Source organism: Candidatus Pelagibacter sp. PS_17, assembly GCF_059417945.1.
Genome location: NZ_CM182073.1, coordinates 453622 through 477581 on the forward strand (window position 1 = coordinate 453622; position 23960 = coordinate 477581).

Sequence of the window (23960 nt, forward strand, 5' to 3'; positions counted from 1 at the left end):
CAAAAATTCTCAAAAAATTAATGAAGTCTTATCCAGTTAAGGCAGGTGGAGATAGATGGACTTCAAGAGGTCACATCATTCCAAAAGAAGATTTACTAAATTTATTAATATGAAGAAGTTATTAAAAAATAAACTCATCTTACCAGACATAGATGAAAATGACTTTCCATATAAATTTTATAAGTGTTGGTGGAGTGACATAATTAGCGATAGCAGTTGGTCGCCACTTCAACAAATAAAAAAATCAAAGACAGCAATTTGTATAACGATGGGTTGGTTAATCCATTCATCTAAAAATAAATTTGTTTTTGTTGGTGACATTAACTTCAATGATGATGGCACAGTAAATGAGGGTGGGAACTCAACAGTAATCCCAAAATCAAACATACTAAAACTAAAGGAGATAAAGCTATGACACAGTTAGACGAAGCTCATTTTGAACTTCATTCAGCAAATAAAGCAAGAATGAAAAATATGAATGACTTTTTTGATAACACAAACAAAGTGATGATAGTAGATGGTGACCTAGTTATATACAAGATTGCTTCTAGTTTAGAAGAACCTATTGACTGGGGAGATGACGTATGGACTTTACATTCTGATTTAGGAAAAGGTAAAACTATACTTCAACAAACTATTAATCATTATAAAGACAAAACAAAATCTAAAGAAGTTATCATTGCATTTTCTGATAAAAATAATTTCAGAAAAGAATTTGATAAGACTTACAAATCACATCGTAAGAAAATTAGAAAACCAATTTGTTATGCACCATTAAGAAAGTGGGCAGAGCAAACTTATAATTTTTATACTTTACCTAATTTAGAGGGTGATGATGTAATTGGTATTCTAGCTACGCAACATTATAAAACTAATAATGTAATCATTAGTGGCGATAAAGATATGAGAACAATACCATCTTGGCATTGTTTTATAGGTGATGACCAATTGGAATACGTTGATGAAGAAAGAGCAAATTATAATTTCTTCACACAATGTTTAGTTGGTGATGCAAGTGATGGGTACTCAGGCTTGAAAGGTTGTGGTGCAGTAAAAGCATCAAGAGTTCTTTTAGATAAAAAAGGTGTTGATGAAATGTGGGAAGCTGTCGTTAGAGAATATGAACGTGCAGGTCAAACATTTGAAGACGCATACCATCAAGCAAGATTAGCCAGAATACTTAGAAAAGATGAGTACGATTTTGGCACAAGTAAACCTAACCTATGGAGTTATAGATATGAACACTACAAAGATACTAGAGCAGACAAAAAAGCTAGTTAGTACTGACAGAGAAGATAAGCATGGTGATAAAGTAGCTAATCACGAAAACATTGCTAGGCTTTGGTCAGGCTTTATTCAAAACAAAACAAAGCTAAACATTCAGCTACTTCCTGAAGATGTCGCCAATATGATGGCATTATTGAAGATAGCTAGAACACAAGCAGGTCAACATAACATTGATGATTATGTAGATGCCTGTGGGTACTCAGCAATTGCAGGTGAGATTGCTGAGAAACGAACTGAAATAAGTGCCACTTTAGGAGAAAACAATGCCAAAAAAGATAGAAACACCAACTCTTAGTGAAGAACTAATCGACTATTTGGATACGCTTTTTCCAGAAAAATGTGCTGACCTAACTCAGAATGATAAAGAAATATTTTATCAATCAGGACAAAGGTCAGTCGTTAAACACTTAATCGAAAAATATAAATTACAAAAGGAGACAGACTAATATGTGTTCATTTTCTAGACCGAGAATCGACCCACCTAAGCCTGAGCCTATTCCTGAAACGCCACCTATGGTGACAAATGCTACTACAACTAAAGATGCACCTAAACAAGCATCATCTACTTCAGCAGTAAGTCAAAATACAGCTATGAAGAAAAGACGTGGTAGAGGAAGTTTAAGAATACCTTTAACTTCATCAGGATTAAGTCAGAGTGGTACTAACTTTCCAACTTCTTAATAATGGAAAAATATAATTTAGATACATCTACTGTCGCTTTAGATAAATCTTTAGTGGAAAGTCAGTACACAAAGATGGAAAGAGACAGAGAACAATACTTGGAACGTGCAAGGGAAGTAGCTAAATTAACTATTCCACATTTATATCCACCAACAGGTGCTAATGAAGCAACTGAATATCCAACACCATATCAAAGTGTAGGTTCAAGAGGTGTCACTAACTTAGCTAGTAAATTAATGTTAGCTTTGTTTCCACCACAAGCACCATTCTTTAGATTAGATGTTGATGAATTAGTCTACAAACAAATTGAGGGTGACCCAAATCAAAAAGCTACAATAGAACAAGGGTTAGCTAAAATTGAAAAAGCTGTTATGGACAGCATAGAAAGTAATAATGACAGAGTAGCAGTTTACGAAGCACTTAAACATTTAATTGTTTCAGGTAATGTATTACTTAAAATGTCAGAAGATGGATTGAGAACATATCCATTAAATAATTATGTAGTTAAAAGAGACCCACAAGGAAAGATTTTAAAAATTATTATTAAAGAGGGAATATCTCCTAATACCTTATCTGAAAAATTAAGAAGAAATATTGGAGACAAAATTACAGACGAAAACAAAACACTAAATTTATATACTTGTGTTTATAGAGAAAAGAAAAGATTTTACGTTCACCAAGAATGTGGCAAACAAAAAGTTTTTGAAAAATATTACGATTTAGACAAACTTCCATTCATCGCACTTCGATTTAATAGAATAGATGGTATGAACTATGGGAGAGGTCATTGTGAAACTTTTGAGGGAGACTTACGAAGTTTAGAGGGTTTGACTAGAGCAATCTTAGAGGGCAGTAGTGCGTCTTCTAAGATGCTTTTTATGATTTCACCAAATGGTTCAACAAGAGCATCAAGCATAGCTAAAGCACCTAATGGTGCAATTATTGAGGGTAATGCACAAGATGTTTCAGTATTACAGGCCAATAAGTTTGCTGACTTTAGAGTTGGCTATGAAATGATGGGTAGAATAGAGCAACGATTACAGTTTGCTTTTCTACTAAATGCTTCAGTTCAAAGACAGGCAGAACGAGTGACAGCTACAGAAGTACAATTAGTAGCTAATGAATTAAACGATGCACTAGGCGGTGTATATGGAATTTTAACAACAGAATTTCAACTTCCTTACATAAACACTAAATTGAATATGTTAAAGGAACAGAAATTACTTCCAAACCTACCAAAAGAATTAGTTAAAACTAAAATTATTGTAGGAATGGAAGCATTAGGCAGGGCTTCAGATAGATTAAGATTGCTTCAATTTATGTCTGACCTTGCAAATACTTTGGGTGCAGAAAGACTTGCCCAATACATAAACCTTGATGATGCGATTAAGAAATTTGCAGTTGCAAATGGAATAGACACAGGTGGTCTAATCAAATCACAAGAACAAATCCAACAAGAAGCCCAAGCACAACAACAGCAACAGTTTGCTAATCAAGCGTTAGCAGACCCAAGAGTAGCAATTGAAGCAGGAAAAAGTTTAGCTAACTCTGGTGCTACTGTTAATGCGAATGGTGAAATTGAAACTGAGGAGTAAAAAATATGAGTACAGAAAAACAAGAAATATCTTTAGACAAATCTAATATGTCTTTAGAGGAACAAGCTAAATTACAAACTGAAACACAAGCAGTTGTAGCCAATGATGAAACAAGAGTTGAGGTTAGCGAAGTAGATAATACAAATAAGTCTACTGATGATGTTAGACCTGATTGGTTGCCTGAAAAATTTAAAAGTGCCGAAGATATGGCCAAAGCATATTCAGAGTTAGAGAAGAAACAATCTGAACCAGTAGAACAACCTGCTGAAGATAAAACTTATGAAAATGAAACTAATCAAAAAGGTATGGATAAATTTTATTCTGAATACCAAGAACAAGGTTCGTTATCTGAAAATTCTTATGAAGAATTAAATAAGATGGGTTTAGATAAAAGTTTAGTTGATGGTTATATCGCTGGACAAGAAGCAATAGCAAACACAGAAGTACAAGCTGTTCATAATTTAGTTGGTGGTTCAAACAATTATAATAAAGTAATTGAGTACGCTAAAACTAATTTAAGTGATGTAGAACAAGAAGCATTTAATGATACTTTAGAAACTGGAAGTATTGAACAAGTTAAATTTGCAGTACAAGGTATCGCTTCAAGAGCAGGTATAAGTTCTGAACAACCACAATCAATGATTAATGGTGACAGTATAGAAACTAATTCAGATGTATTTGAAAGTTCAGCACAAGTTATAGATGCTATGAATGACCCAAGATACGCTAAAGACCCTGCATTTAGAAAACTTGTAGAAGAAAAGATTGCTAGGAGTACAGCAGTATAATGGCAGGTAGAGATTATAAGTCTGAATACCAGAATTATCATTCTCAACCACTTCAAAAGAAAAACAGAGCAAAACGAAATTTAGCTAGAAGACTTATGAAACGTAAATTAGGTAATTCTATTAATGGTAAAGATATTCACCATTTAGATGGAAACCCAAATAACAATAGTTCTTCTAATTTAAGAGTAGTTTCTAAAAGTTTTAATAGGTCTAGAAATGCTTAATTTTGTATTACCATTATTAAAAAATCCTTTAACAAGAATGATTGGTTCAAAGGTTATTGGCGGTATTCAGCATAAAATGGAAAAAGACAAAATCATCAAAGCTAAAGAAATTGAAAGTATTAAACAGGTTTCAATAGAACAAATACGTTCTAGTAATAACAGTATTAAAGATGAGGTGTTAACAATTAAAATAGCACTTATCTTTTTATTCTGCTTCTTACCATACACACAACCTTATATGGAAAGAGGTTTTGAAATTTTATCAAACGCCACAACCGAATTTTGGTACGCAGTTTTAATCGTCTATTCAGGAAGTTTTGGCTTATCAACAATCAAAAACATAAGAGGTAAAAAATAATGTCGCTTTACAGGAACATCAACAGACGCAAAAAGCTCGGTATTTCTAGAAAAAAGAAAGACTCAACAATTTCTAAAAAGAATTACGATAATATGAAAAAAGGTTTTCCAAAGAAAGCCTAAGTGGCCAAGAAGAAAAACAATCTTCTCAATACAACAACACATGAGACAAGAGCAAAATTTAAGAAAACAAGCATTGGTAGACGACCTAGTAGTGCAATGATGAACAAGAAAAAAACTTTTAAAAAATATGTCGGACAAGGAAAATAAACCATTAAATAAAATTATTCGTGAAACGAAAGGTAGCAAAAAATTTAAAGTATTTGTTAAAGATGGTGAGAAAATTAAAACAGTAAGGTTCGGTGATGCAAATATGAGCATCAAAAAAGACGACCCAGTAAGACGAAAAGCATTTAACGATAGAATGAAACCAATATTGGCTAAAGTAAAAGGTAATAAAAAATTATCACCAGTTTATTGGGCATTGAGGTCTTGGCGTCTTGGTACAAAAATATAAAAAGTGTAAACTTTGTCATCACGATTGTCATTGTCAGATGCCTTTACACGCAGATGAATATGGAACTTGCACTTGTGATGAATGTAAATGTGAACCTAAGAAAATTTCTGAAAAAGATTTTTGGAATATAATGACTAATAGAAAAGATAAATAGTACCATCTCTCATAAGAGAGGTGCTAACCAAATTCAAAAACGATAGCCACTTACGAGTGACAACTTTCTGATTATGAAAAGTAGTTTGTTAACAACCAACCAAACATATTTAAGGAGAAAAATAATATGTCAAATGCAACAATATCAAGCATTGGTCAGGTAAACTCAGCAGGAACAGCAGACGCATTGTTTCTTAAAGTTTTCAGTAATGAGGTTTTAACTCAGTTCATAAGAGAGAACCAGATGTTAGGAATGTCGACTGTAAGAACTTTAGGTCAAGGTGCGAAATCAAGTGCTTTCCCTGTGACAGGCTTTGTTAACGCAAGTTATCATACAGCAGGTAATGAGATTACTGGTCAAGCTATTAAACACAACGAAAAAGTAATCTCACTAGACGATATGCTATTAGCAGATGTCTTTGTAGCTGAAGTTGAGGAATTAAAATCAGCTTACGATGTGAGAGCAGAGTACAGCAGACAGATGGGTTCTGCACTTGCGAACAAGGTAGATAAACATTTATTATCTTTAGCTATCTTAGCTTCTAGAGTGACTACACCTAATGTGACTGGTGGAAATGTTGGTTCTGAAATTACAGATGCCGACTGCCACACTAATGCTACATCATTAATCGACAGCGTATTTGAAGCAATTCAAAAGCTAGACGAAAATAATGTACCTAGTGATGGTCGTGTATGTATCGTAAGACCAGACCAATACTACCAATTAGCTAACGTAGACAAGCTAGTAAACAGAGACTTCTCTAGAGATAATGGTGACTTCGGTAGAGGTACAGTATTATCAATAGGTGGTGTGCCGATTGTAAAATCAAACACAGCACAAGAAGTATTTGCTACTGACTTATCTGCTTCAATTTCTGGTACTAATAACACTTACAATGGTGACTTCACGCATACTTTTGCGGTTGTTATGCACAATAGTGGAATCGGTAGCATAAAAAGAAAAGATTTAGTTATGGAATCAACTTACGACCCTAGAAGAATTGGAACACTTATGACAGCTAGAATGTTAATGGGTTCTAATATTCTTAGACCTGAGTCAGTTGTTTCAATTAAGAAAGCATAATAACTAACCAATCATAGGCGGAGAGATTAACACAGACAATCTCCGCCTGTGTTTTAAATAATATGACAACACAAACAAGAACTTCAGAATTAGAAGCTGTTAATACAATTCTTTCTACAATTGGTGAAAGTCCATTGAACTCATTGAGTGGTTCTTTACCTGTAGATGGAACAATAGCTAAAAATGTTTTATCTGAAGTAAGTAGAGAAGTGCAATCACAAGGTTGGCATTTTAATACACATTATAAAGTGACTTTAAGTAGAGACACTAATAACAAAATTCCACTAGCAACTAATATTGTTAGAGTAGAGATAGACCCAAGAAAATATTCAAAAGTAAGTTATGATATTGTTCAAAGAAATAATGAACTTTATAATCTTGCTAAAAATGAAGAAACTTTCGATACAAATTTTACAGATGCAACTGTAGTATATTTATTACCTTTTGATGAAATACCTGAACAAGCTAAAAGATATATTACAATAAGAAGTGCAAGAATATTTCACGATAGAACTTTAGGTGCAAATACAATTCACAAATTTTCACAAGAAGACGAAGCAAAATCTTTAAGTATTTTAAAACAAGCTGAAAGTCATACTGGTGATTACTCAATATTTGATACACCAGAACAGGCTTACACAATTATAAGAGGTCACTAATGGCTCTAGTAAGTCGTACCATTCCAAATTTAGTACAGGGTGTTTCGCAACAACCAGAGGTATTAAGACTTAATTCACAAGCAGGTGAACAGATAAATGGTTTTTCTTCAGTAGTTGAGGGATTGAAAAAAAGACCACCAACAGAATATGTAGCAAAGCTATCAAGTAGTTCTTTAGGCAATGCTTTTATTCATACAATTAATAGGGATTTAAATGAACGATACATTGTGGTTGTTAGTAATGGCAGTATTGCTGTGTATGATATTAATGGAGTTTCTAAAACAGTTGTAAACCAAACTAACGCAACGAATTATTTAAACAGTAGCAATCCAAAGTCTGACTTTGTTTGTATGACTGTTGCCGATTTTACCTTTATAGTTAATAAAAATAAGACTACAGCAATGGGAAGTACAACTTCTTCTGCTAAAGTAGAACAAGCTGTTTACTCAGTATTACAGGGAGTAAATAGTACTAAATATTCAATAACAATTGATGGAACGACTTATTCATTTACTTCATCAGATACGAATAGTGAAAATATAAGAAATGGCCTGAAGTCAGCTATTGGCTCACCATCAGGTATTACAGTTTCAAATATTGGAAACTCTAGTTTTTCAGTAGTTAAATCTTCAGGAACATTAACAGTCACAGCTTCAGATGGTTATGGTAATGATGCTTCACAAGTAGTTAAAGATAAAGTTCAAAACTTTTCTGATTTACCTGTACCTGCAATTAATAATCAAGTTGTTCAGGTGACTGGTGATGCAGATAGTGGTTTCGATGATTATTATGTAAAATTTGTTCAAGCAGATAATCTATGGCAAGAAACAGTAGCACCTAATACAAAAACTACTTTAGACAATTCTACAATGCCACATATTTTAATTCGGAGTGCTGATGGAAATTTTAGATTTACACAAGTAGATGGAAGTAGCTATACTATTTCTGGTACGTCTTACGATGTACCTGCATGGGGAACAAGAATTTGTGGAGATGAAGATAGTGTACCTGACCCAACTTTTATAGGAAGAAAACTAAATGATATTTTCTTTCATAGAAATAGATTAGGTTTTTTAGCAGATGAAAATGTTATTATGTCTAGAAGTGGAGAGTTCTATGAGTTCTTTCCTGAAACTATTACACAAGTCCTTGATACATCTCCTATAGATGTTGCGAGTACACATACAAAAGTTTCAATACTTCGACACGCTATAAGTTTTGATGAAGAATTACTTTTGTTTTCAGACCAAACACAATTTGTATTAAGTGGTGGTGCAACATTAACTTCGGAGAATATATCAATCAATGTCACAACAGAATTTGAAACAGACAAAACTATTAAACCAGTTGGGGCAGGAAGTAATGTCTACTTCGGCTTCAATAAAGGAAATTTCACAGGCGTTAGGGAACTTTTCATTGCGTCTGACACAGATACAAAACAAGCTGATGATATTACAGCGAATGTGCCTAAGTATATTCCTGCTAATGTGTTTAAACTTGCTAGTGCTACTAATGAAAATATTATTGTAGCATTAAGTTCAGATGAAGATAATGCTCTTTATGTATATCAATACTATGTAAGTCAGAATAGAAGATTACAAAGTGCATGGAGTAAATATACTTTTGGAACAACTTCTACTGATAAAATATTAAATATAGATTTTATTGAGAATGAATTATTTGTAATCAATGAAAGAAGTGATGGTGTTTATTTAGAAAAAATAAATGTATCACCTGCATTAACTGATACTGGTGAAAGTTATCTTACTCATTTAGATAGAAAATTAGATAATACTCAAATTACTGAAAGTTTTAATTCAGGAACTAATCAAACTACTATTACACTTCCATACCAAATTAAGAATACAATGAAAGTTGTAGGCCGAAGTGGTGCTTCTAATAAAGCAGGACAAGAAATAGCAACTGTTTCTCAAACTGTAGGTGGAACTACTATTGTAGTTTCAGGTGATATTACTGCACAAAATTTCTTTATAGGTGAACAATATGAATTTTTATTTCAATTTTCACAGCAATTTATACAGGTAGCGGATACACAGGGTTCAAGAATTTCAGTAAAAGAGGGTAGATTACAGATTAGAAACTGGAGTGTTTCTTTTAATGATACTGGGTTTTTCACTACAGAAGTAAGTCCAGTAGGTAGAGATACATCTACAACAACATATACAGGAACAATCACAGGTACAGGATTATTAGGAACAGTAAACCTTGAAGATGGAGATTATAAATTTGCAGTTCAATCTGAGAATGACAAGCTAACAGTTAAAATAAAAAACAATAGTCATTTACCATCAAATTTTATCAACGCAAGTTGGCAAGGTTATTATGTCACCGCTTCATCAAGAGTTTAATGGTATTAGAAAAACTATATTTGAAGATATAGATTTTTTAGCACCAAGATTAAGATTTGAAGATAAAAGAGAAATTTTAGATAGTACAGGACTTAATCCTTATCAAGCATTATCTGAATGTTTTAATTGTTCTGAAATATCTTTAACCATTGTAGATACTAAAAATATTCCAGTAGGAATGTTTGGTGTTTCTGAAGATGGTGCTATCTGGTTATTAGCTACACCAGATATAAAACGAATACGCTTCTCTTTTTTAAGAGAGAGTAGAAAAGTAGTCAATCTTTTAAATCACAAATATAAAATACTTTGGAACTTCGTAGATTGTAGAAATGAATTACATTTACGTTGGTTGAAGTGGTGTGGTTTCAAATTTTTAAGAAAAATCAATTATGGAGTTAATCAAAAACCTTTTTATGAGTTTATAAAATTATGTGTGTACCACCACAAGTCGCACTCGTAGCTTTAAGTGCAGGGTCTTCCTACCTACAATTTCAACAACAGAAGAAAGCCCAGAAAGATGCACAGGCACAACAGATAAGACAAAATGAAATTGCAAAGAAAAATGCACTTCAAAGATATGCTTCAGAACAATTAAAGATTAGACAAGTTGCAAAGCAATCTTCTCAAAAAGGATTTGAAGCAACATTAAGAGCAAGAAAAGCTAGAGCAGAGTTTGTGACTACAGCAGGTAGTTCAGGTATTGCTCTTTCAGGTTCTACTAATGCTTTACTAGCAGACTTCTATAGAACAGAGGGAAACTACAAAGCATCGTTAGCTAGAAACTTAGATATTAATGTTTCACAGTTTGAAAGAAATTTAGAAGCTATTCAGTTTGGACAAGAAGCACAATCAACTTATGTTCAACCACCTAATCCTGCAATGTTATTTGCTTCAGCAGTAGGAAATGTAGCTAACACATATTATGGCATCGAAATGCAAAAACAAAATATGGGTTTGATGACTAATAGCCAAAAGAAATCTTATAGTACAGGAGGTAAGGTTTACAACCCACCTAAATAATGGCTAGAAAGAAAACAGAATTAAATCTTCAGGCAGAATTACCTGAAGTAAGGTCAACAGATTTTAATTTATTTTATAAACCTGACATAGCACCAAGAGATAAATCAATAGACATCTTTACTAAGTCTATAGATAACTTTGTGAATAATGCAGGTACAGCAATGGTTCTTAATGCTGAAAAGAAAGAGAAAGAAGTAAATGAAGCAGAAGCATTAAAACAATTTAATGACAATAGAACAGGCTTTAATGATGCTGTTAAAAAAGGTGAAATACCAAAAGAAGCTAATCCATACTTCCAAGAGAAATATAAAGAATTAACATTAAATAAGAAAGCAAAGGAATTTCAGGCAGAAGTATACAGAAAGTATGCTGAAAAGAACGTACTGGATAACCCAGACCCCAATGCTTTTGATAAGTTTTATAATGATGAATTAAAGAACTTTCTTACAGAAAACAATCTAGGTGCTTTTGATGCACTACAATTAGAAAAAGGTTTTTTTAGTGAAACATCTAAAACAAGAAACTCTTTATTTAATACTCATGTTAACTCACAAATGTCAAAGATTGGCGAGGATTACAAAAATAATTTTAAAGAAAGTATTCAAGGTAAATTTGATAAAAATAGAAGTAATGAAGAAATAGGTGCTGACATATCAGCGTTTGTTCAAGATGCTACTAAAAATGGTTTATCTAATTCTACTGCACAAAAATATTTATTAGAAAGTTTAAGTGACTGGTCAAAAACTACAGGTGATTTAGAGTTTGCTGAAAGATTACTTAGAGATTTACCTAATCATTTAAAATTAGGAACAGGTAATCTATCAAGTGTAAAAGGTTTACAAAATGATTTAGATGCACTTAAAGAAAATATTGATACTAGAATTTTACAAAAAGAAAAAGACGAACTAACTAAATTAAATAATCAAACTACAAGAGATACATTAGAAGCAAGTGAATTTGCTAATAAGTATGAAACTTTTTCTGATGCAATTAAAGACCCTGCATACAATGGTTTTTCTAATAATAAACAATCTGAAATATTTAAAGAGTTTGAAAGTAGAGAACAAGGTTTTGATAGTCAAACAGACCCAAGAGTAGAAGAAGATTTTTATAAACTATTAGAAGAAAACAAACTTAAAGAAGCAAAAGAATTTTTAAGAAGAAATATTCCTAATATGACTTCTAATGATTATTCAGAGTTTGATACAGAATTAAAAGCATTTCAATTTACAGAGAAAGATGGATTGTTAGCTTCTGGTTATTACAAACATTGGAAAAATGAAATTGAAACAATTACAAAATCTACAAATAAAACTAAATACGCTTTATCTAAAATAAGTCCATTAGAACATAAAAAGTTTGAAGCTAATATGAAAGTATGGCTTAAAGATAATCCTATAGAAAATTATGAAAAACCTAGTGACAGAAAAGAAGCATTTGAAAAATATGTTAAAACTGAATACGACAAGGTTTTAGAAATTGCAATTAGCGATGAAGTTAATTTGAATGATGGTGATGTGACTACTTCAGGTGACGATGGTACACCTATTATAGAAGATGGTAAGAAAAAGAAAGTTAAAGCTAACAAAGAAGATTTAACAGGTAAAAAAGAAGAACCTATAGTTAAGAAACAAAATATTAATTCTAGAGGTGGTGCTAAACCTGAAAATAGAGCAGATGACCCAGAACTTAAAATAGATTTAGCTAAATTAGTTATTATTCCAAATAACATATCTAAAGGTGAAAGAGTTAAGATTAAAAGAGAAAATCCTAACAACACTATTTCACAAGATGAATACGACAGAATTTTCAAAAAACAAAACGACTTACAATTAGCAAAAGGTAATTAATGGCAATAATAGAGAAAACAGCACCTAATGGTCAGGTTATAGAATTTGATACTAATGAATTTAATGAAGAAGAAATTCAGCAGTACTTAGAATTGCCTAAGTTTAAGAAAGAAATACCACAAGCTAATCAACAACAAGAAGATACAAACAAAAGAGGTTTAATTACTGACATTGGTTTATCTGCACTTGATGGTGTAAGAGATGGTGTTCAGGCTTCGATAGGACTTGTAGAGCAATTTGGTGACACTTTAGGAGAAAAGACAGGTTTCTATGGTATTGGTTTTGGTAATGGTGATGGTAAATTTCAATTTTCAGACTTAAAACCAGATTTAATTTCTTACAAGGAAGCACAAGATAAAGGTTTAATTGACGATAAGTTAACTTTACCTGATTTTGATAGAGACCCAGACACAGTAGCAGGTGGTATCACAAAAGGTATTACACAATTTTTAACAGGTTGGTTTACTGGTGGTAGATTATTAAAAGGTGTTAAAGCAGTCTCAGGTACAGGACAATTAGCTAAGAGTGTAGCAAAAGGAAGTATCGCTGACTTTCAAGCATTTGACCAAGATAGCGGAAGATTAGCTGACATGGTTAATGAATTTGCACCTGAATTAGAAAATCCAATTATAGATTATTTAGAAAGTGACCAAAACGACACTTGGTACGAAGCAAGATTTAAAAATGCACTAGAGGGTGCAGGTATAGGTGGTGCTTTGGAGGGAGTGTTTAGAGGTTTTAGATGGTACAAAAATAAAAAAGCACAATCTAATGGTCAGGCTTATAGTAAAGAACAATTAAAAGCTGATGAAAAGTTTTTAGAAGAAAATCCTGATTTAGATATTGCAAAACCTGCACAAGATTTAAAAGTAGATAAAGTAGGTAAAGCAAGAGCAGGTGAAGTAAAAGCAGATGAATTTGCAGATACTTATACTGCTAATTTAAAAAGTTTAGAAGATGGTGTTTATTCATCATTCAAAACACTTCAAGATGAAAATGTTAAGAATGGAATAAAGTCAAAAGATTTTGATGAACTATTAGATGATATGAATATCTCTACACAGTTTAATGTAAAACAACTTGTAGATTTAGATAAAGATGGATTAATTTCTGAAATAGCTTTTGCAAAAACATTTAAGAATTTAGTAAGAAGTAAAAAGATTGTTGTTTCTGACGAAATGGTTGAGAGACAAGCTAGAAAATTATATGAGGGTCAACCCAATGTTCTAGAAAGTGATATTGCTAAATTAGTTAAAGATTTAAAAAATGCACCTGAAACTGTAGTAGGTATGAACGCTTACAGAAGTTTCTTAAATGGTGCTTCTAAAAGATTAGCTAAATTAGGTCAGAAAGACCCAAGAGCAAAAGAACTATTTCAAAAAACAGTATTTAAACAATTAAGATTTGTTAATAGAGCAAAAGAATTTATTTCAGCACAAACAGCTAGAACTCAAAGATTACAAGCTACATCATTTGGAACTCAAATTAATAAAGAGCAAGACTCATTAATTAAAGAGTTTGAAATGTATGGTGGTGACTTTGATGAGTTTATGAGAAAGTTTGCTTTAACAGGCGATGCTAATGTCACTAAAATATTAGATTACGCAGGTAAAAGTAGAACTTGGGATATAGCTAATGAAATATGGATTAATGCTCTTTTATCTAATCCTAAAACACATTTAATAAACATGACTTCTAATATGTTTAATATGTTTCTTAGACCATTAGAAAAATCAGTAGGTTCACTTACAGGATATTTAGGTAATTCAAGAAAAGCCATAGCGTTGAGACAAGAGGGCGGTAAAGCACTTAGTCAATATGTTGCTTTTGGTAGATACTTAAAAGATGCAGTTAAATATGCAGGTTTAGCATTAAAGAAAGAAGATGGAATTTTAACTTCTAGAAATAAATTAGATACACCTAAAAAATCTATTCAGAAAAGAAAAATAGTTGATGGTAAAGAAGTTGAAGACGACAGTATTACAGGAGTATTTGTAAATACATTAGGTAAAATTGTTAGACAACCTAGTAGATTTCTTACTGCTGAAGATGAATTTTTTAAACAGATACAATACAGAACTCATTTAGAAAGATATGCTTTTGACCAAGCAATTAAAGATGGCAAGAGTTTTGATAAAATTGTTGCTTTCGATATTAAAACTAAAAGACCAATCTCAGAATTTTCACAAGCAGTTTCAGATAATTTTGATGCAGGTTTTGATAAGTTTGGTAGAGCAAGAATTGATGAAGTACTTAAAATGGCAGAGGAGGGTACTTACACAAATGAATTAACAGGAATGTTTAAAAGAGTTGGAGATTTAACAAATGAGTTTCCAATATTAAAACAAATTATTCCTTTTACTAGAACACCAATGAACTTAATGTTGAATGTTGTAGATAGAACACCTTTAGGATTTTTAAGAAAAACTTATAGAGATGACTTCTTTGGAAGAATGGGTGCTGAAAGAATGGCACAAGCTAGAGGACAATTAGCAACTGGTTTTGCATTAACTTTACTTGCAAACAAATTAGTAGCTGAGGGTCATATAACTGGTAGTCAAGGCCAGATTAGAGGTGAGAAAACTACTACATCAAAAGAATTAAGAGATTTAAAAAAGGCCACAGGTATTATTCCTTATTCATTTAGATACTATGATGCGGAAGAACAAACTTATAAATATAGAGAGTTTGGAAGATTTGACCCATTTGGTGCTTTCTTAGGTTTAGTTGTAGACTTTCACACTTACAGAGACCAACTAGATGAAGAAACTTTACAAAGAGCAGGAAGTAATCTTATGCTTTTACTTGCACAGCAAGGTGGAGGTGCAAGAGATTATTTAAGTGGTGGACAAAAATTAGGTAATACAATTTCTGCTATTGGTTCTTCAGTATCAAGAAACTTAGTATCTAAAACATATTTAAAAGGTTTAGCAGACTTTATGGAAGTCTTTACAGACGATAGTCCTGATAAAGTAATGAGATATGCTAAATCTAAAGCAGGTTCATTTATTCCAAATATTTATTCAAAATTTGTTAATGACCCATTTTATAGAGATACAAAAAGTATCTTTGATGAATTTAAAAAGAGAAGTGCATTAGGTGATGAAGTTGAGTTTAAATATGACTTCAGAGGTAATGCTTTAAAAATACAAGGTGATGAAAATACAAGATTAATTAATGGTGTGTTTAATCCATTTGGTGCAACTAAAGAAAAAGTAGACCCAGTTGCAAAAGAGATATTTAGACTTGGTGTAAATTTACCAAGTATGAAAACAACTCTAAAAGGTAATGTAGAACTTACTTTATTTATTAATGATAAAGGTCAAACTGCATATAACCGACAACAAGAATTATTAAGAAAAGTTAGAATTGGTGGAAAATCATTAGACCAAAAATTACAGTCAGTAATTAATTCTAGCGGATATAAACAATTAAGTGACCCAAGAGCAGTTGATGAAAACAATAAAGATATAGGTGGTAGAGCAAAACTACTTAGACGTATTGTAAAAGATTATCATACTGCTGTTGAAGAATTATTAATTAAAGAAAGTAGAAACTTTAAAAGTACACAAGATGATACTGGTAAGTTCTCACTATTTAATTCACTTAATAACGTAAACATTAACTTAGAGAGATTAAAGATGGGAATAAATGTAAATTCATCGGACTTAAACTCACTTTATCAATTTAGTAAATAATATATGTCATTTTTAGCTAAGGTCTCCTATACAGGAGATGGTAGTACTACCCAGTACTCAATCACTTTTCCATTTATAGATAGTTCTCATATAAAAGCATTTATTGATGGTTCACAAACTACAGCATTTACAATTTCATCATCTACGCTGACTTTTAGTTCTGCACCTGCAAATGCAAGTGTAATTACTATTGAACGTCAAACACCTAACAATGCAAGAATTGTCGATTTTACTGATGGTTCTGTTCTAACAGAAAGCGACTTAGATAAATCAGCAGACCAAAACTTTTACATAGCACAAGAAATTTCAGACGATAGTGCAGGTACTTTACAATTAAATAATGCCGATAAGTTTGATGCTCTTAATAAAAGAATTATAAATTTAGCTAACCCAGTAGATAATCAAGATGCTGTCACTAAATACTATTTAGAAAACACATGGTTATCAGATGCTAACAAAACAGCTTTAACAACTCTTAATACAAATATAACTGCAATCACAAATGTTAATTCAAATTCCAGTAATATTAATAGTGTTAATTCAAATGCTACGAATATAAATTTAGTTGCAGGTTCAATAGGTTCAGTCAACACAGTAGCAACTGACATAGCGAAAGTTATCGCTGTTGCAAATGATTTAGCAGAAGCAGTTTCAGAAGTTGAGACTGTAGCTAATGACTTAAATGAAAGTACGTCTGAGATTGATACAGTTGCAAACGCAATTACCAATGTAGACATTGTTGGAAATGCTATTGCTAATGTAAACACTTTGGCAGGTATTTCTAATTTACAAAATTTAGCAAATGCCCATTCTCAAATAACAACAGTAGGTAATAATATTCCTGCGGTTGAAGCATTTGGAAACACTTATAAGATTTCAGCTAACGCACCATCAAATCCAATAGAGGGAACTCTTTGGTTTGATACGACAGCAGATACCATGAAAGTCTACAATGGAAGCTCGTTTGCAAATGCAGGGAGTTCTGTGAATGGTACGTCTATGAGAGCAAAATATATTGCTACAGCAGGACAGACAACTTTTTCAGGTGCATCTCATTCTGATACTGGTGGTGCAATTTTAGCCTACGATAGTGGGTACATTGATGTATTTAAAAATGGTGTTCATTTAGACCCATCAGATTACACAGCAACCAATGGTACTAGCGTAGTATTAGACACAGGTGCTTCTTTAAATGATGAAATTTATGTATTAGCATTTGGAACATTTAATGTAGCTTCATTATCAGCGACTAACATAACTTCAGGAACTTTACCAACAACAAGAGGTGGTACTGGATTATCAAGTTTAGGTACAGCAGGACAGGCTCTTGTTGTTAATGCAGGTGGAAACGCTTTAGAATTTTCTAATGCTTCTTCAGCAGAAGTTTATGGATTTGAAAAATATTACAATGCTTCAACTTTAATTAAAACTGTAACAGTTGTTGGTGGTAAATTTGTTATTGATGGAGTTTCACAAGATACTTTAGATTTATATGAGGGTAATACTTATGTATTTAATTATCCATCAGGACACCCTTTTAAATTTTCAACGACAGCAGATGGAACGCATGGTGGTGGCTCAGAGTACACAACAGGAGTTACACACAATAGTTCAACACAAGTTACAATCGTAGTAGCATCTAATGCACCTACGCTTTATTATTATTGTTCGTCTCACTCAAATATGGGTGGAACAGCGAACACACCAATTCCTGCAAATAATGCAGTGAGATATATTACGACCAATCAAGGTCAAGATAACATTAGTGAAAGTCAATATGCCAACTTCACTGATGTTTTATTTAGTGCTTCAGGCTTTGTCTTTAGCGTTAATACAAATGGCAATTTAATATCAACAATATAAGGAAACAAATATGGCAACAATCAATCTGGGTGCTATCAAATTTAACTGGAAAGGTGCTTACAATAGTTCGACATCTTACGCTGTTGATGACGTAGTTTCATCAGGTGGAAATAGTTATGTTTGTATTCAAGCCCATTCAAATCAAGCAGTAGGCAATGCGACAGCTTACTGGAATATAATGAGTTCAGCAGGTAGCAATGGTACTAATGGTACTAATGGTACAGATGTTGGAACAGTAATAACAACACAAGGCGATTTACTTTATCGTGATGGCTCTGGTCTTCAAAGACTTGGTGCAGGAACTTCTGGTCAAGTTTTACAAACTGGTGGCTCTGGTGCTAACCCAAGTTGGACTAATGTATCATCTGACTTTGTAAAAATTGCAGGAACAGATGCTACAAGTGGTAGTAAAATATCTTTTAATAATGTATTTACAACTGGAACATATAAATCTTATCAAGCTAAAGTAAGTAGATTTAGACCATCTAGTAATGCTTGGATAAAATTTTACTGGAGAGATGGTGGTACTGATGTCACTCAAAATTATTATTGGACAACACATTCACACTATGGAAATAGTAGTACAACTGGAAACGATACTTACAGAGGTTGGAATAATACATATGGAGTAGTCACTTATTGGTCAGTTGATAACAGTTATGATTCAACAGTAAATCTTTATTTTGGAAACCCTGCTTTAACTTCTGGTCACAAAGCTGTAAATTGTCAAGCAACAGTAATGACAACTTCTGAAATAATGACTGTGGAAAGTGGTTTTACCAATAACAATAGTACAGTAACAAATGGTTGTGATGGATTTTCATTAGAATTATCCAACACAGGTTATTCAATGAACAATGTAGATGTTCAAGTCTATGGACTTAAATAAGGAGAAAATATGAAACATATAATTGTAAATCCAGATGGTGTCACTGAAGTAGATATGACACCAGAAGAAATTGCTGAATTTGAAACAAGACAAACAGCAGATAATACTGAAAGAGATGCTAATTTTGAAAAAACAGCAGAAAAACAAGTAGATGCACAAAGTGGCAATCAAAAGCTATTAGACTTGGGATTAACACAAGCTGAAGCAACTGCTTTAACTGGTTATACACCACCAATAGAGGAATAATCTAAATGTCAAAAGCTAGAGACTTATCCGACATTGTTTCCAACTTATCAGCTAATTCAGAAAAAGCTGTAGTTGTAAATAGTGGGGGAACAGAACTTACTTTTGGAGACGCAGGGTCTTCAGATTTATATGGTTTTGTAAAAACGAATGGTACAGGTTCACAAAAAGAAGACCTTATCGTTCATTTCACAAATGGTGCAGACAACTTGTCTGTAGCAAATGCAGATGGAACTCAATCAGATTTATATGCTGAAAGTTTTGTCGCAAAAAGAGGACTAACATTCACAGTTGATGCCAATGGCAATCTAAGTGTCTCAGTCTAATTAACAATCAACAACAATAACAATAAGGAAAATAAATAATGGCAACATTAAATTTGGGAAGAATAAAGCCAGTATTCAGAGGTGCATACGCAGGCGGCACAGCTTATGTAATTGACGATATAGTTACATCAGGTGGAGAAACTTTTATATGTATTCAAGCGTCTACTGGAAATGCTACGTCTAGTGCTTCCCACTGGACTAAACTAGCAGAAAAAGGAACGAATGGTACAAATGGAACTGATGTAGGAACAACACTTACTACGCAGGGAGACATTTTATATAGAGATGCTTCTGGTCTTCAAAGACTAGGTGCAGGAACAAGTGGACAATATTTAGAAACTAAAGGCTCTGGTCAAAATCCAGTATGGAGTACAGTATCAACTGGTGCTTACACTTTGGCTCAAATTTCTGATGGTTCTTCTGGCATGGGTTCAGTATCTACATCATCATCAAGCACTTCTGTTAGACTTGGAACAAATGAAATTACTGTGACGCCAAGTGCTAGTACAGATATGATTGAATTAAATGCTTATTTAAATGTTGAGGGTCAACTAGGTACTCATTATGTTGGTGCAGGTATTCAATTTAAAACAAGTGGTAGTTATTCTTCATCATCAGGAAGTGTTAACTATTTAATTAGTACAGGAGAACACGCTGAAGCTACAGGTAATACTTCAGATGACAGATACTTATCAATAGCCTTTAATAATACAAGGTCAGCCTCAGATTGGGGATTAAGTGCAGGGACAACTTATTATTTATCATTGCATGGTATAACACACAGTATTAGTGGTAGTCATTCATTTGGTATAACTACTACCAATGGTAAAAACAACAGAGTATTCACATTAAAAAGATGGACAGTATAGGAGATAAAATATGCCAAATAACACAATAAAAATACTTGATGCAATTTTAGCAATCAATCCTGATGCACAAGCAACTTGTTGGGACGAAGATGTTGATACTATTAGATGGGATAATGGAACAACACCAATTTCTAAAGAAGATATATTAGCTAAAAAAGCTGAATTAGAAGCAGAATAATCAAATGGCTAGGAAGAAAGTTCTAACACCTAAAGAGTTTAGCGAAGTCGCTACTGGAGTTAGACTTTCATCACACGAAAAGCTATGTGCTGAACGAATGAAAGCACTACAAGAAGCTATTAGTGAGTTAAGAAAAGAAGTTAAATCTTTAAGACAAGATGTTTCTAAAGGTAAAGGAATGGTTCAAGTTCTAGTATTTTTAGGAACAATAGTAGCAACAGTAATAGGCATATTTCAGTTTAAGTAAAATATCTTCTAGTGTTGTATATGTGCAGTATTACTACTGGACAATGCCCATCTAGTTCTATTTCAGGTTATCAATTTAACTCACACTATGATTGCACTAACGCAGGTTATGCGATTGCACAAACAACTTTTAGAAATTTAAAAGAATTACCAGAGTGGGATATTCCTGATTTTGAGGAACAAAAAATAGTAATTAAGTTTGAATGTAGACAAGTAGGAAAACAAATATGATTGATAAATTTTTATTAAAATTCTTCGGATTTTTTGACGATGCAATAGCTAAAATTGATGACTTACTTACTTTTGATTTTTCTCATTGTGAAAAACACGATTGTCCTAAAAAGAAAAAGAAAGCAAACAAAAATAATAAATATTTTAAAAGTTAATGAGAGACACCAAATTATTGGAGTCTTTCAAAAAACGAATAGAGAAAGAATTAAAAGAAAAAAACATATTTAAGAATTTAAGAAAAGAAGTTGAGATAGGTGCTAATGGCACACAAAAATATGTAATTAAAAAAGGCATCAACAAAGGAAAAGTTTTATAATGAGAGTTTCAGAAAATACTTCAATTAGTATGCCAATGAAAAATTTAATAAGTATCATTGGTGCAGTTGCTATTGGCGTATGGGCTTATTTTGGTGTCACAGAAAAATTAAATAATCATTCAACAAAACTAATGATGATTGAAAAAGATTTAGAAAGTGTAGTTGAGTTTTCTATTAAATATCCAAGAGGTGAAATGGGTATGTCTGCAAATGACCAAGAACAGAATATCCTTATTGAATTTCAACAAGGTATTATTGAAAAATTACAAACAGATGTTGAAAAATTAAAAGATAAACAACGACAATTTTCTAATGGAGACCATTAATGATTGAAAGTGTATTTGCATTAATATTAATCCTAAAAGGAGAAATAGTTGAACATACTTACAAAGACAAATTATCAAGCTGTATGAAATCAGCTCGTATTGCAAAAAAAGAAGTTAACCCAGCGAATGTAAGATTTATTTGTAAACAAGTAAAAGCAGAAACAGAGATTTATATGGGTGCTAAAAAAATATTGAGAATTATAGATGAGTGAAAAATTAAAAGAATTACATGAAGTTCTAGCAACTGAATTACTAAAGAGAGTTAAAGACCCTGATGCAAAGTCAGCAGATTTAAACGTAGCTAGACAGTTTCTAAAAGATAATAATATAGATGCTGTTCCAGTTGAAGACAGTCCATTAAAGAAATTAATAGAGGAACTTCCATTTGATGCAAAAGATAAACAAGTCGTCAAAAATTAACGATTTTAGAAATTTTTTATACCTAACTTGGAAGCATTTAAGATTACCTGAACCAACACCAATACAGTACGATATAGCTGATTATTTAGCTAATGGTTCAACAAGGTGTATTATTAGTGCTTTTAGAGGGGTAGGAAAGAGTTGGATTACAGCTTCTTACGTTTTATGGCGGTTGCTATTAGATAATGACTTAAACATATTAGTCGTATCTGCATCAAAAAATAGAGCAGATGATTTTAGTACTTTCTGTTTAAGACTAATGTCAGAGATGTCTATTCTAAAACATCTTTATCCTAAGAGTGACCAAAGACAATCTAAGATAAGTTTTGATGTGGCCACAGCGTTAGCATCACAACAACCTAGTGTTAAATCATTAGGAATAACTTCCCAGTTAACAGGCTCTCGTGCAAATATTATAATTGCAGACGATGTTGAGACTTCAGGTAATACTCAAACTCAATTTATGAGAGACAAATTATCTGAAAGCATAAAAGAATTTGAAGCAATCATTAAACCTAATGACGACAGTAGAATTGTATTTTTAGGTACACCGCAAGTAGAACAGTCTATTTATAACAAGTTGCAAGAGAGAGGTTATAAAATTAGATATTGGACAGCGAGGTATCCAACAGAGAAACAAATGTTATCTTATGGTTCTAATCTTGCACCTAGAATACAGAATACTTGGAAAGATGAAATAGTAGGTAAACCTACAGACCCAAGTAGATTTGATGAAAAAGATTTATTAGATAGAGAAGCTAGTTATGGGCGTATTGGTTTCAATATGCAATACCAACTAGACAGTTCATTGTCTGACTTAAATAGATACCCATTAAAATTATCTGATTTAAGTGTAATGACATTGAACCCAGACAATGCACCAGAGAAAGTTATCTGGGCAAGTTCACCAGAACTTCAGCATAACGAATTACCTTGTGTAGGTTTACAAGGTGATGGTTATTTCAGGCCAATGCAAACTCAGGGTACATGGTTAGATTATACAGGTTGTGTAATGTCGATTGACCCATCAGGTAAGGGGAAAGATGAAACAGCTTATAGTGTCACTAAATTTCTCAATGGAAATATCTTTCTTGTTGATATTGGCGGTTTCAATAGTGGGTATAGTGAACATACTTTATCCAAACTGGTGGAAGTAGCTAAGAAACATAAAGTTAAAAAGATTTTAATTGAAGAAAACTTTGGTCAAGGAATGTTTAGTGAATTACTTAAACCTTATTTAATTAGACAGTATCCTTGTACTACAGAGGGTATAAGACAGCAGTCTAACAAGCATAGACGTATATTAGATACCTTAGAGCCTATAATGGCACAACACAGGCTTATAGTATGTCCTACAGTCATTAAGAAAGACTATGAAGAAACAAATGCTATGTATCCTGCTGAGACAGCTTTAAGATACCAATTGTTTTATCAAATAAGTAGACTTCAAAAAGGTGCTAATACTTTAACCCATGATGACAGAATAGATGCTTTGCAGATGTCTTGTTATTACTGGATACAACAATTAGCGAAAGACCAAGATATAGCTTTCAAGCATCGTAAAGAAGAACAATTCAGAGTAGAGGTTGAGAGGTATTTTGGTGAACCTGAGCCTATGACTTGGATAAAGATATAGAGTAAAGTACCCCTATTAGATAAGAGTACTTTAATTAGTACCCCTATTAGAAAGGACTAATATGAAATATAAAGTAAAAATAGTAGGTGGATATGCCTATTTCAGCTCAAAACAGAATTACCTTGCTTTGTTAGC

32 protein-coding genes are annotated in these 23960 nt (G+C 32.5%); all 32 read left to right on the plus strand.

The genetic code is table 11. From position 1 onward, the window contains the following. Positions 1-109: 109 nt before the first annotated feature. The 32 genes from AC5SML_RS02435 (at position 110) to terL (ending at position 23825) form a co-directional block, all read left to right on the plus strand. On the plus strand, positions 110-415 hold the full coding sequence (locus AC5SML_RS02435) for a hypothetical protein (RefSeq protein WP_494617466.1): 306 nt from the start codon (positions 110-112) through the stop codon (positions 413-415). After that, on the plus strand, positions 412-1281 hold the full coding sequence (locus tag AC5SML_RS02440; RefSeq protein ID WP_494617467.1) for a hypothetical protein: 870 nt from the start codon (positions 412-414) through the stop codon (positions 1279-1281). The genes AC5SML_RS02435 and AC5SML_RS02440 overlap by 4 nt, the downstream gene beginning before the upstream one ends. Further along, positions 1238-1582 carry a DUF6378 domain-containing protein gene (locus AC5SML_RS02445; protein ID WP_494617469.1) on the plus strand — a complete coding sequence of 115 codons (345 nt, stop codon included), beginning with the start codon at positions 1238-1240 and terminating at the stop codon, positions 1580-1582. The genes AC5SML_RS02440 and AC5SML_RS02445 overlap by 44 nt, the downstream gene beginning before the upstream one ends. After that, positions 1551-1733, plus strand: a complete 183-nt coding sequence (locus AC5SML_RS02450; RefSeq protein ID WP_494617470.1) for a hypothetical protein — start codon at positions 1551-1553, stop codon at positions 1731-1733. The genes AC5SML_RS02445 and AC5SML_RS02450 overlap by 32 nt, the downstream gene beginning before the upstream one ends. A 1-nt stretch (position 1734) precedes the next feature. Further along, the gene (locus tag AC5SML_RS02455) at positions 1735-1968 is read left to right on the plus strand and encodes a hypothetical protein (protein WP_494617471.1); all 234 of its coding nucleotides are present in this window, start codon (positions 1735-1737) and stop codon (positions 1966-1968) included. Between the two features lie 2 nt (positions 1969-1970). Further along, a complete protein-coding gene (locus AC5SML_RS02460; RefSeq protein WP_494617472.1) occupies positions 1971-3563 on the plus strand; it encodes a portal protein in 1593 nt (530 codons plus the stop codon). 5 nt (positions 3564-3568) lie between these two features. Next, a complete protein-coding gene (locus AC5SML_RS02465; protein ID WP_494617474.1) occupies positions 3569-4351 on the plus strand; it encodes a capsid assembly protein in 783 nt (260 codons plus the stop codon). After that, complete coding sequence (locus AC5SML_RS02470; RefSeq protein WP_494617475.1) at positions 4351-4575, plus strand: HNH endonuclease; 225 nt, start codon at positions 4351-4353, stop codon at positions 4573-4575. The genes AC5SML_RS02465 and AC5SML_RS02470 overlap by 1 nt, the downstream gene beginning before the upstream one ends. Then, a complete protein-coding gene (locus tag AC5SML_RS02475; protein ID WP_494617476.1) occupies positions 4568-4933 on the plus strand; it encodes a hypothetical protein in 366 nt (121 codons plus the stop codon). The genes AC5SML_RS02470 and AC5SML_RS02475 overlap by 8 nt, the downstream gene beginning before the upstream one ends. Positions 4934-5055: 122 nt before the next feature. Beyond that, complete coding sequence (locus AC5SML_RS02480; RefSeq protein WP_494617477.1) at positions 5056-5202, plus strand: hypothetical protein; 147 nt, start codon at positions 5056-5058, stop codon at positions 5200-5202. Beyond that, a complete protein-coding gene (locus AC5SML_RS02485) occupies positions 5183-5449 on the plus strand; it encodes a hypothetical protein (protein WP_494617478.1) in 267 nt (88 codons plus the stop codon). Before AC5SML_RS02480 ends, AC5SML_RS02485 begins: the two co-directional genes overlap by 20 nt. Positions 5450-5729: 280 nt before the next feature. Continuing rightward, positions 5730-6686 (plus strand): major capsid protein, encoded by a 957-nt coding sequence (locus tag AC5SML_RS02490; protein WP_494617480.1) that lies wholly within the window; start codon positions 5730-5732, stop codon positions 6684-6686. Between the two features lie 62 nt (positions 6687-6748). Beyond that, on the plus strand, positions 6749-7345 hold the full coding sequence (locus AC5SML_RS02495) for a phage tail tubular protein A (protein WP_494617481.1): 597 nt from the start codon (positions 6749-6751) through the stop codon (positions 7343-7345). Next, positions 7345-9714: a phage nozzle protein gene (locus tag AC5SML_RS02500; RefSeq protein WP_494617483.1), complete on the plus strand. Its 2370-nt coding sequence runs from the start codon at positions 7345-7347 to the stop codon at positions 9712-9714. Before AC5SML_RS02495 ends, AC5SML_RS02500 begins: the two co-directional genes overlap by 1 nt. Then, positions 9689-10174 (plus strand): phage protein Gp13 family protein, encoded by a 486-nt coding sequence (locus AC5SML_RS02505; protein ID WP_494617484.1) that lies wholly within the window; start codon positions 9689-9691, stop codon positions 10172-10174. The genes AC5SML_RS02500 and AC5SML_RS02505 overlap by 26 nt, the downstream gene beginning before the upstream one ends. Beyond that, positions 10144-10734, plus strand: a complete 591-nt coding sequence (locus AC5SML_RS02510) for a virion core protein, T7 gp14 family (protein WP_494617485.1) — start codon at positions 10144-10146, stop codon at positions 10732-10734. Before AC5SML_RS02505 ends, AC5SML_RS02510 begins: the two co-directional genes overlap by 31 nt. Beyond that, positions 10734-12584 carry a hypothetical protein gene (locus AC5SML_RS02515; RefSeq protein ID WP_494617486.1) on the plus strand — a complete coding sequence of 617 codons (1851 nt, stop codon included), beginning with the start codon at positions 10734-10736 and terminating at the stop codon, positions 12582-12584. Before AC5SML_RS02510 ends, AC5SML_RS02515 begins: the two co-directional genes overlap by 1 nt. Beyond that, positions 12584-16282 carry a hypothetical protein gene (locus tag AC5SML_RS02520; protein ID WP_494617488.1) on the plus strand — a complete coding sequence of 1233 codons (3699 nt, stop codon included), beginning with the start codon at positions 12584-12586 and terminating at the stop codon, positions 16280-16282. Before AC5SML_RS02515 ends, AC5SML_RS02520 begins: the two co-directional genes overlap by 1 nt. Positions 16283-16285: 3 nt before the next feature. Then, positions 16286-18145 (plus strand): phage tail fiber domain-containing protein, encoded by a 1860-nt coding sequence (locus AC5SML_RS02525; protein WP_494617489.1) that lies wholly within the window; start codon positions 16286-16288, stop codon positions 18143-18145. A 10-nt stretch (positions 18146-18155) separates the two neighbouring features. After that, positions 18156-19034, plus strand: coding sequence for a hypothetical protein (locus AC5SML_RS02530; RefSeq protein ID WP_494617491.1), 879 nt, complete (start codon positions 18156-18158; stop codon positions 19032-19034). Positions 19035-19043: 9 nt separating this feature from the next. Further along, complete coding sequence (locus AC5SML_RS02535) at positions 19044-19280, plus strand: hypothetical protein (protein ID WP_494617493.1); 237 nt, start codon at positions 19044-19046, stop codon at positions 19278-19280. 5 nt (positions 19281-19285) lie between these two features. Next, positions 19286-19603, plus strand: coding sequence for a hypothetical protein (locus AC5SML_RS02540; RefSeq protein ID WP_494617494.1), 318 nt, complete (start codon positions 19286-19288; stop codon positions 19601-19603). A gap of 38 nt (positions 19604-19641) precedes the next feature. Beyond that, the gene (locus AC5SML_RS02545; protein WP_494617496.1) at positions 19642-20472 is read left to right on the plus strand and encodes a hypothetical protein; all 831 of its coding nucleotides are present in this window, start codon (positions 19642-19644) and stop codon (positions 20470-20472) included. A 10-nt stretch (positions 20473-20482) separates the two neighbouring features. After that, positions 20483-20650, plus strand: a complete 168-nt coding sequence (locus AC5SML_RS02550; protein ID WP_494617497.1) for a hypothetical protein — start codon at positions 20483-20485, stop codon at positions 20648-20650. A 4-nt stretch (positions 20651-20654) separates the two neighbouring features. Beyond that, on the plus strand, positions 20655-20897 hold the full coding sequence (locus AC5SML_RS02555) for a hypothetical protein (protein WP_494617498.1): 243 nt from the start codon (positions 20655-20657) through the stop codon (positions 20895-20897). Between the two features lie 20 nt (positions 20898-20917). Further along, positions 20918-21127 (plus strand): hypothetical protein, encoded by a 210-nt coding sequence (locus tag AC5SML_RS02560; protein WP_494617500.1) that lies wholly within the window; start codon positions 20918-20920, stop codon positions 21125-21127. Continuing rightward, entirely contained in the window at positions 21124-21282 is a 159-nt protein-coding gene (locus tag AC5SML_RS02565) for a hypothetical protein (protein WP_494617501.1), read from the plus strand. The genes AC5SML_RS02560 and AC5SML_RS02565 overlap by 4 nt, the downstream gene beginning before the upstream one ends. Beyond that, the gene (locus tag AC5SML_RS02570) at positions 21282-21443 is read left to right on the plus strand and encodes a hypothetical protein (RefSeq protein ID WP_494617503.1); all 162 of its coding nucleotides are present in this window, start codon (positions 21282-21284) and stop codon (positions 21441-21443) included. Before AC5SML_RS02565 ends, AC5SML_RS02570 begins: the two co-directional genes overlap by 1 nt. Further along, positions 21443-21769, plus strand: a complete 327-nt coding sequence (locus tag AC5SML_RS02575; protein ID WP_494617504.1) for a hypothetical protein — start codon at positions 21443-21445, stop codon at positions 21767-21769. Before AC5SML_RS02570 ends, AC5SML_RS02575 begins: the two co-directional genes overlap by 1 nt. Continuing rightward, a complete protein-coding gene (locus AC5SML_RS02580) occupies positions 21769-21981 on the plus strand; it encodes a hypothetical protein (RefSeq protein ID WP_494617505.1) in 213 nt (70 codons plus the stop codon). Before AC5SML_RS02575 ends, AC5SML_RS02580 begins: the two co-directional genes overlap by 1 nt. Then, positions 21974-22189, plus strand: a complete 216-nt coding sequence (locus tag AC5SML_RS02585) for a DNA packaging protein (protein WP_494617507.1) — start codon at positions 21974-21976, stop codon at positions 22187-22189. Before AC5SML_RS02580 ends, AC5SML_RS02585 begins: the two co-directional genes overlap by 8 nt. Next, on the plus strand, positions 22158-23825 hold the full coding sequence (terL, locus tag AC5SML_RS02590; RefSeq protein ID WP_494617509.1) for a phage terminase large subunit: 1668 nt from the start codon (positions 22158-22160) through the stop codon (positions 23823-23825). The genes AC5SML_RS02585 and terL overlap by 32 nt, the downstream gene beginning before the upstream one ends. The last annotated feature ends 135 nt before the right edge of the window (positions 23826-23960 follow it).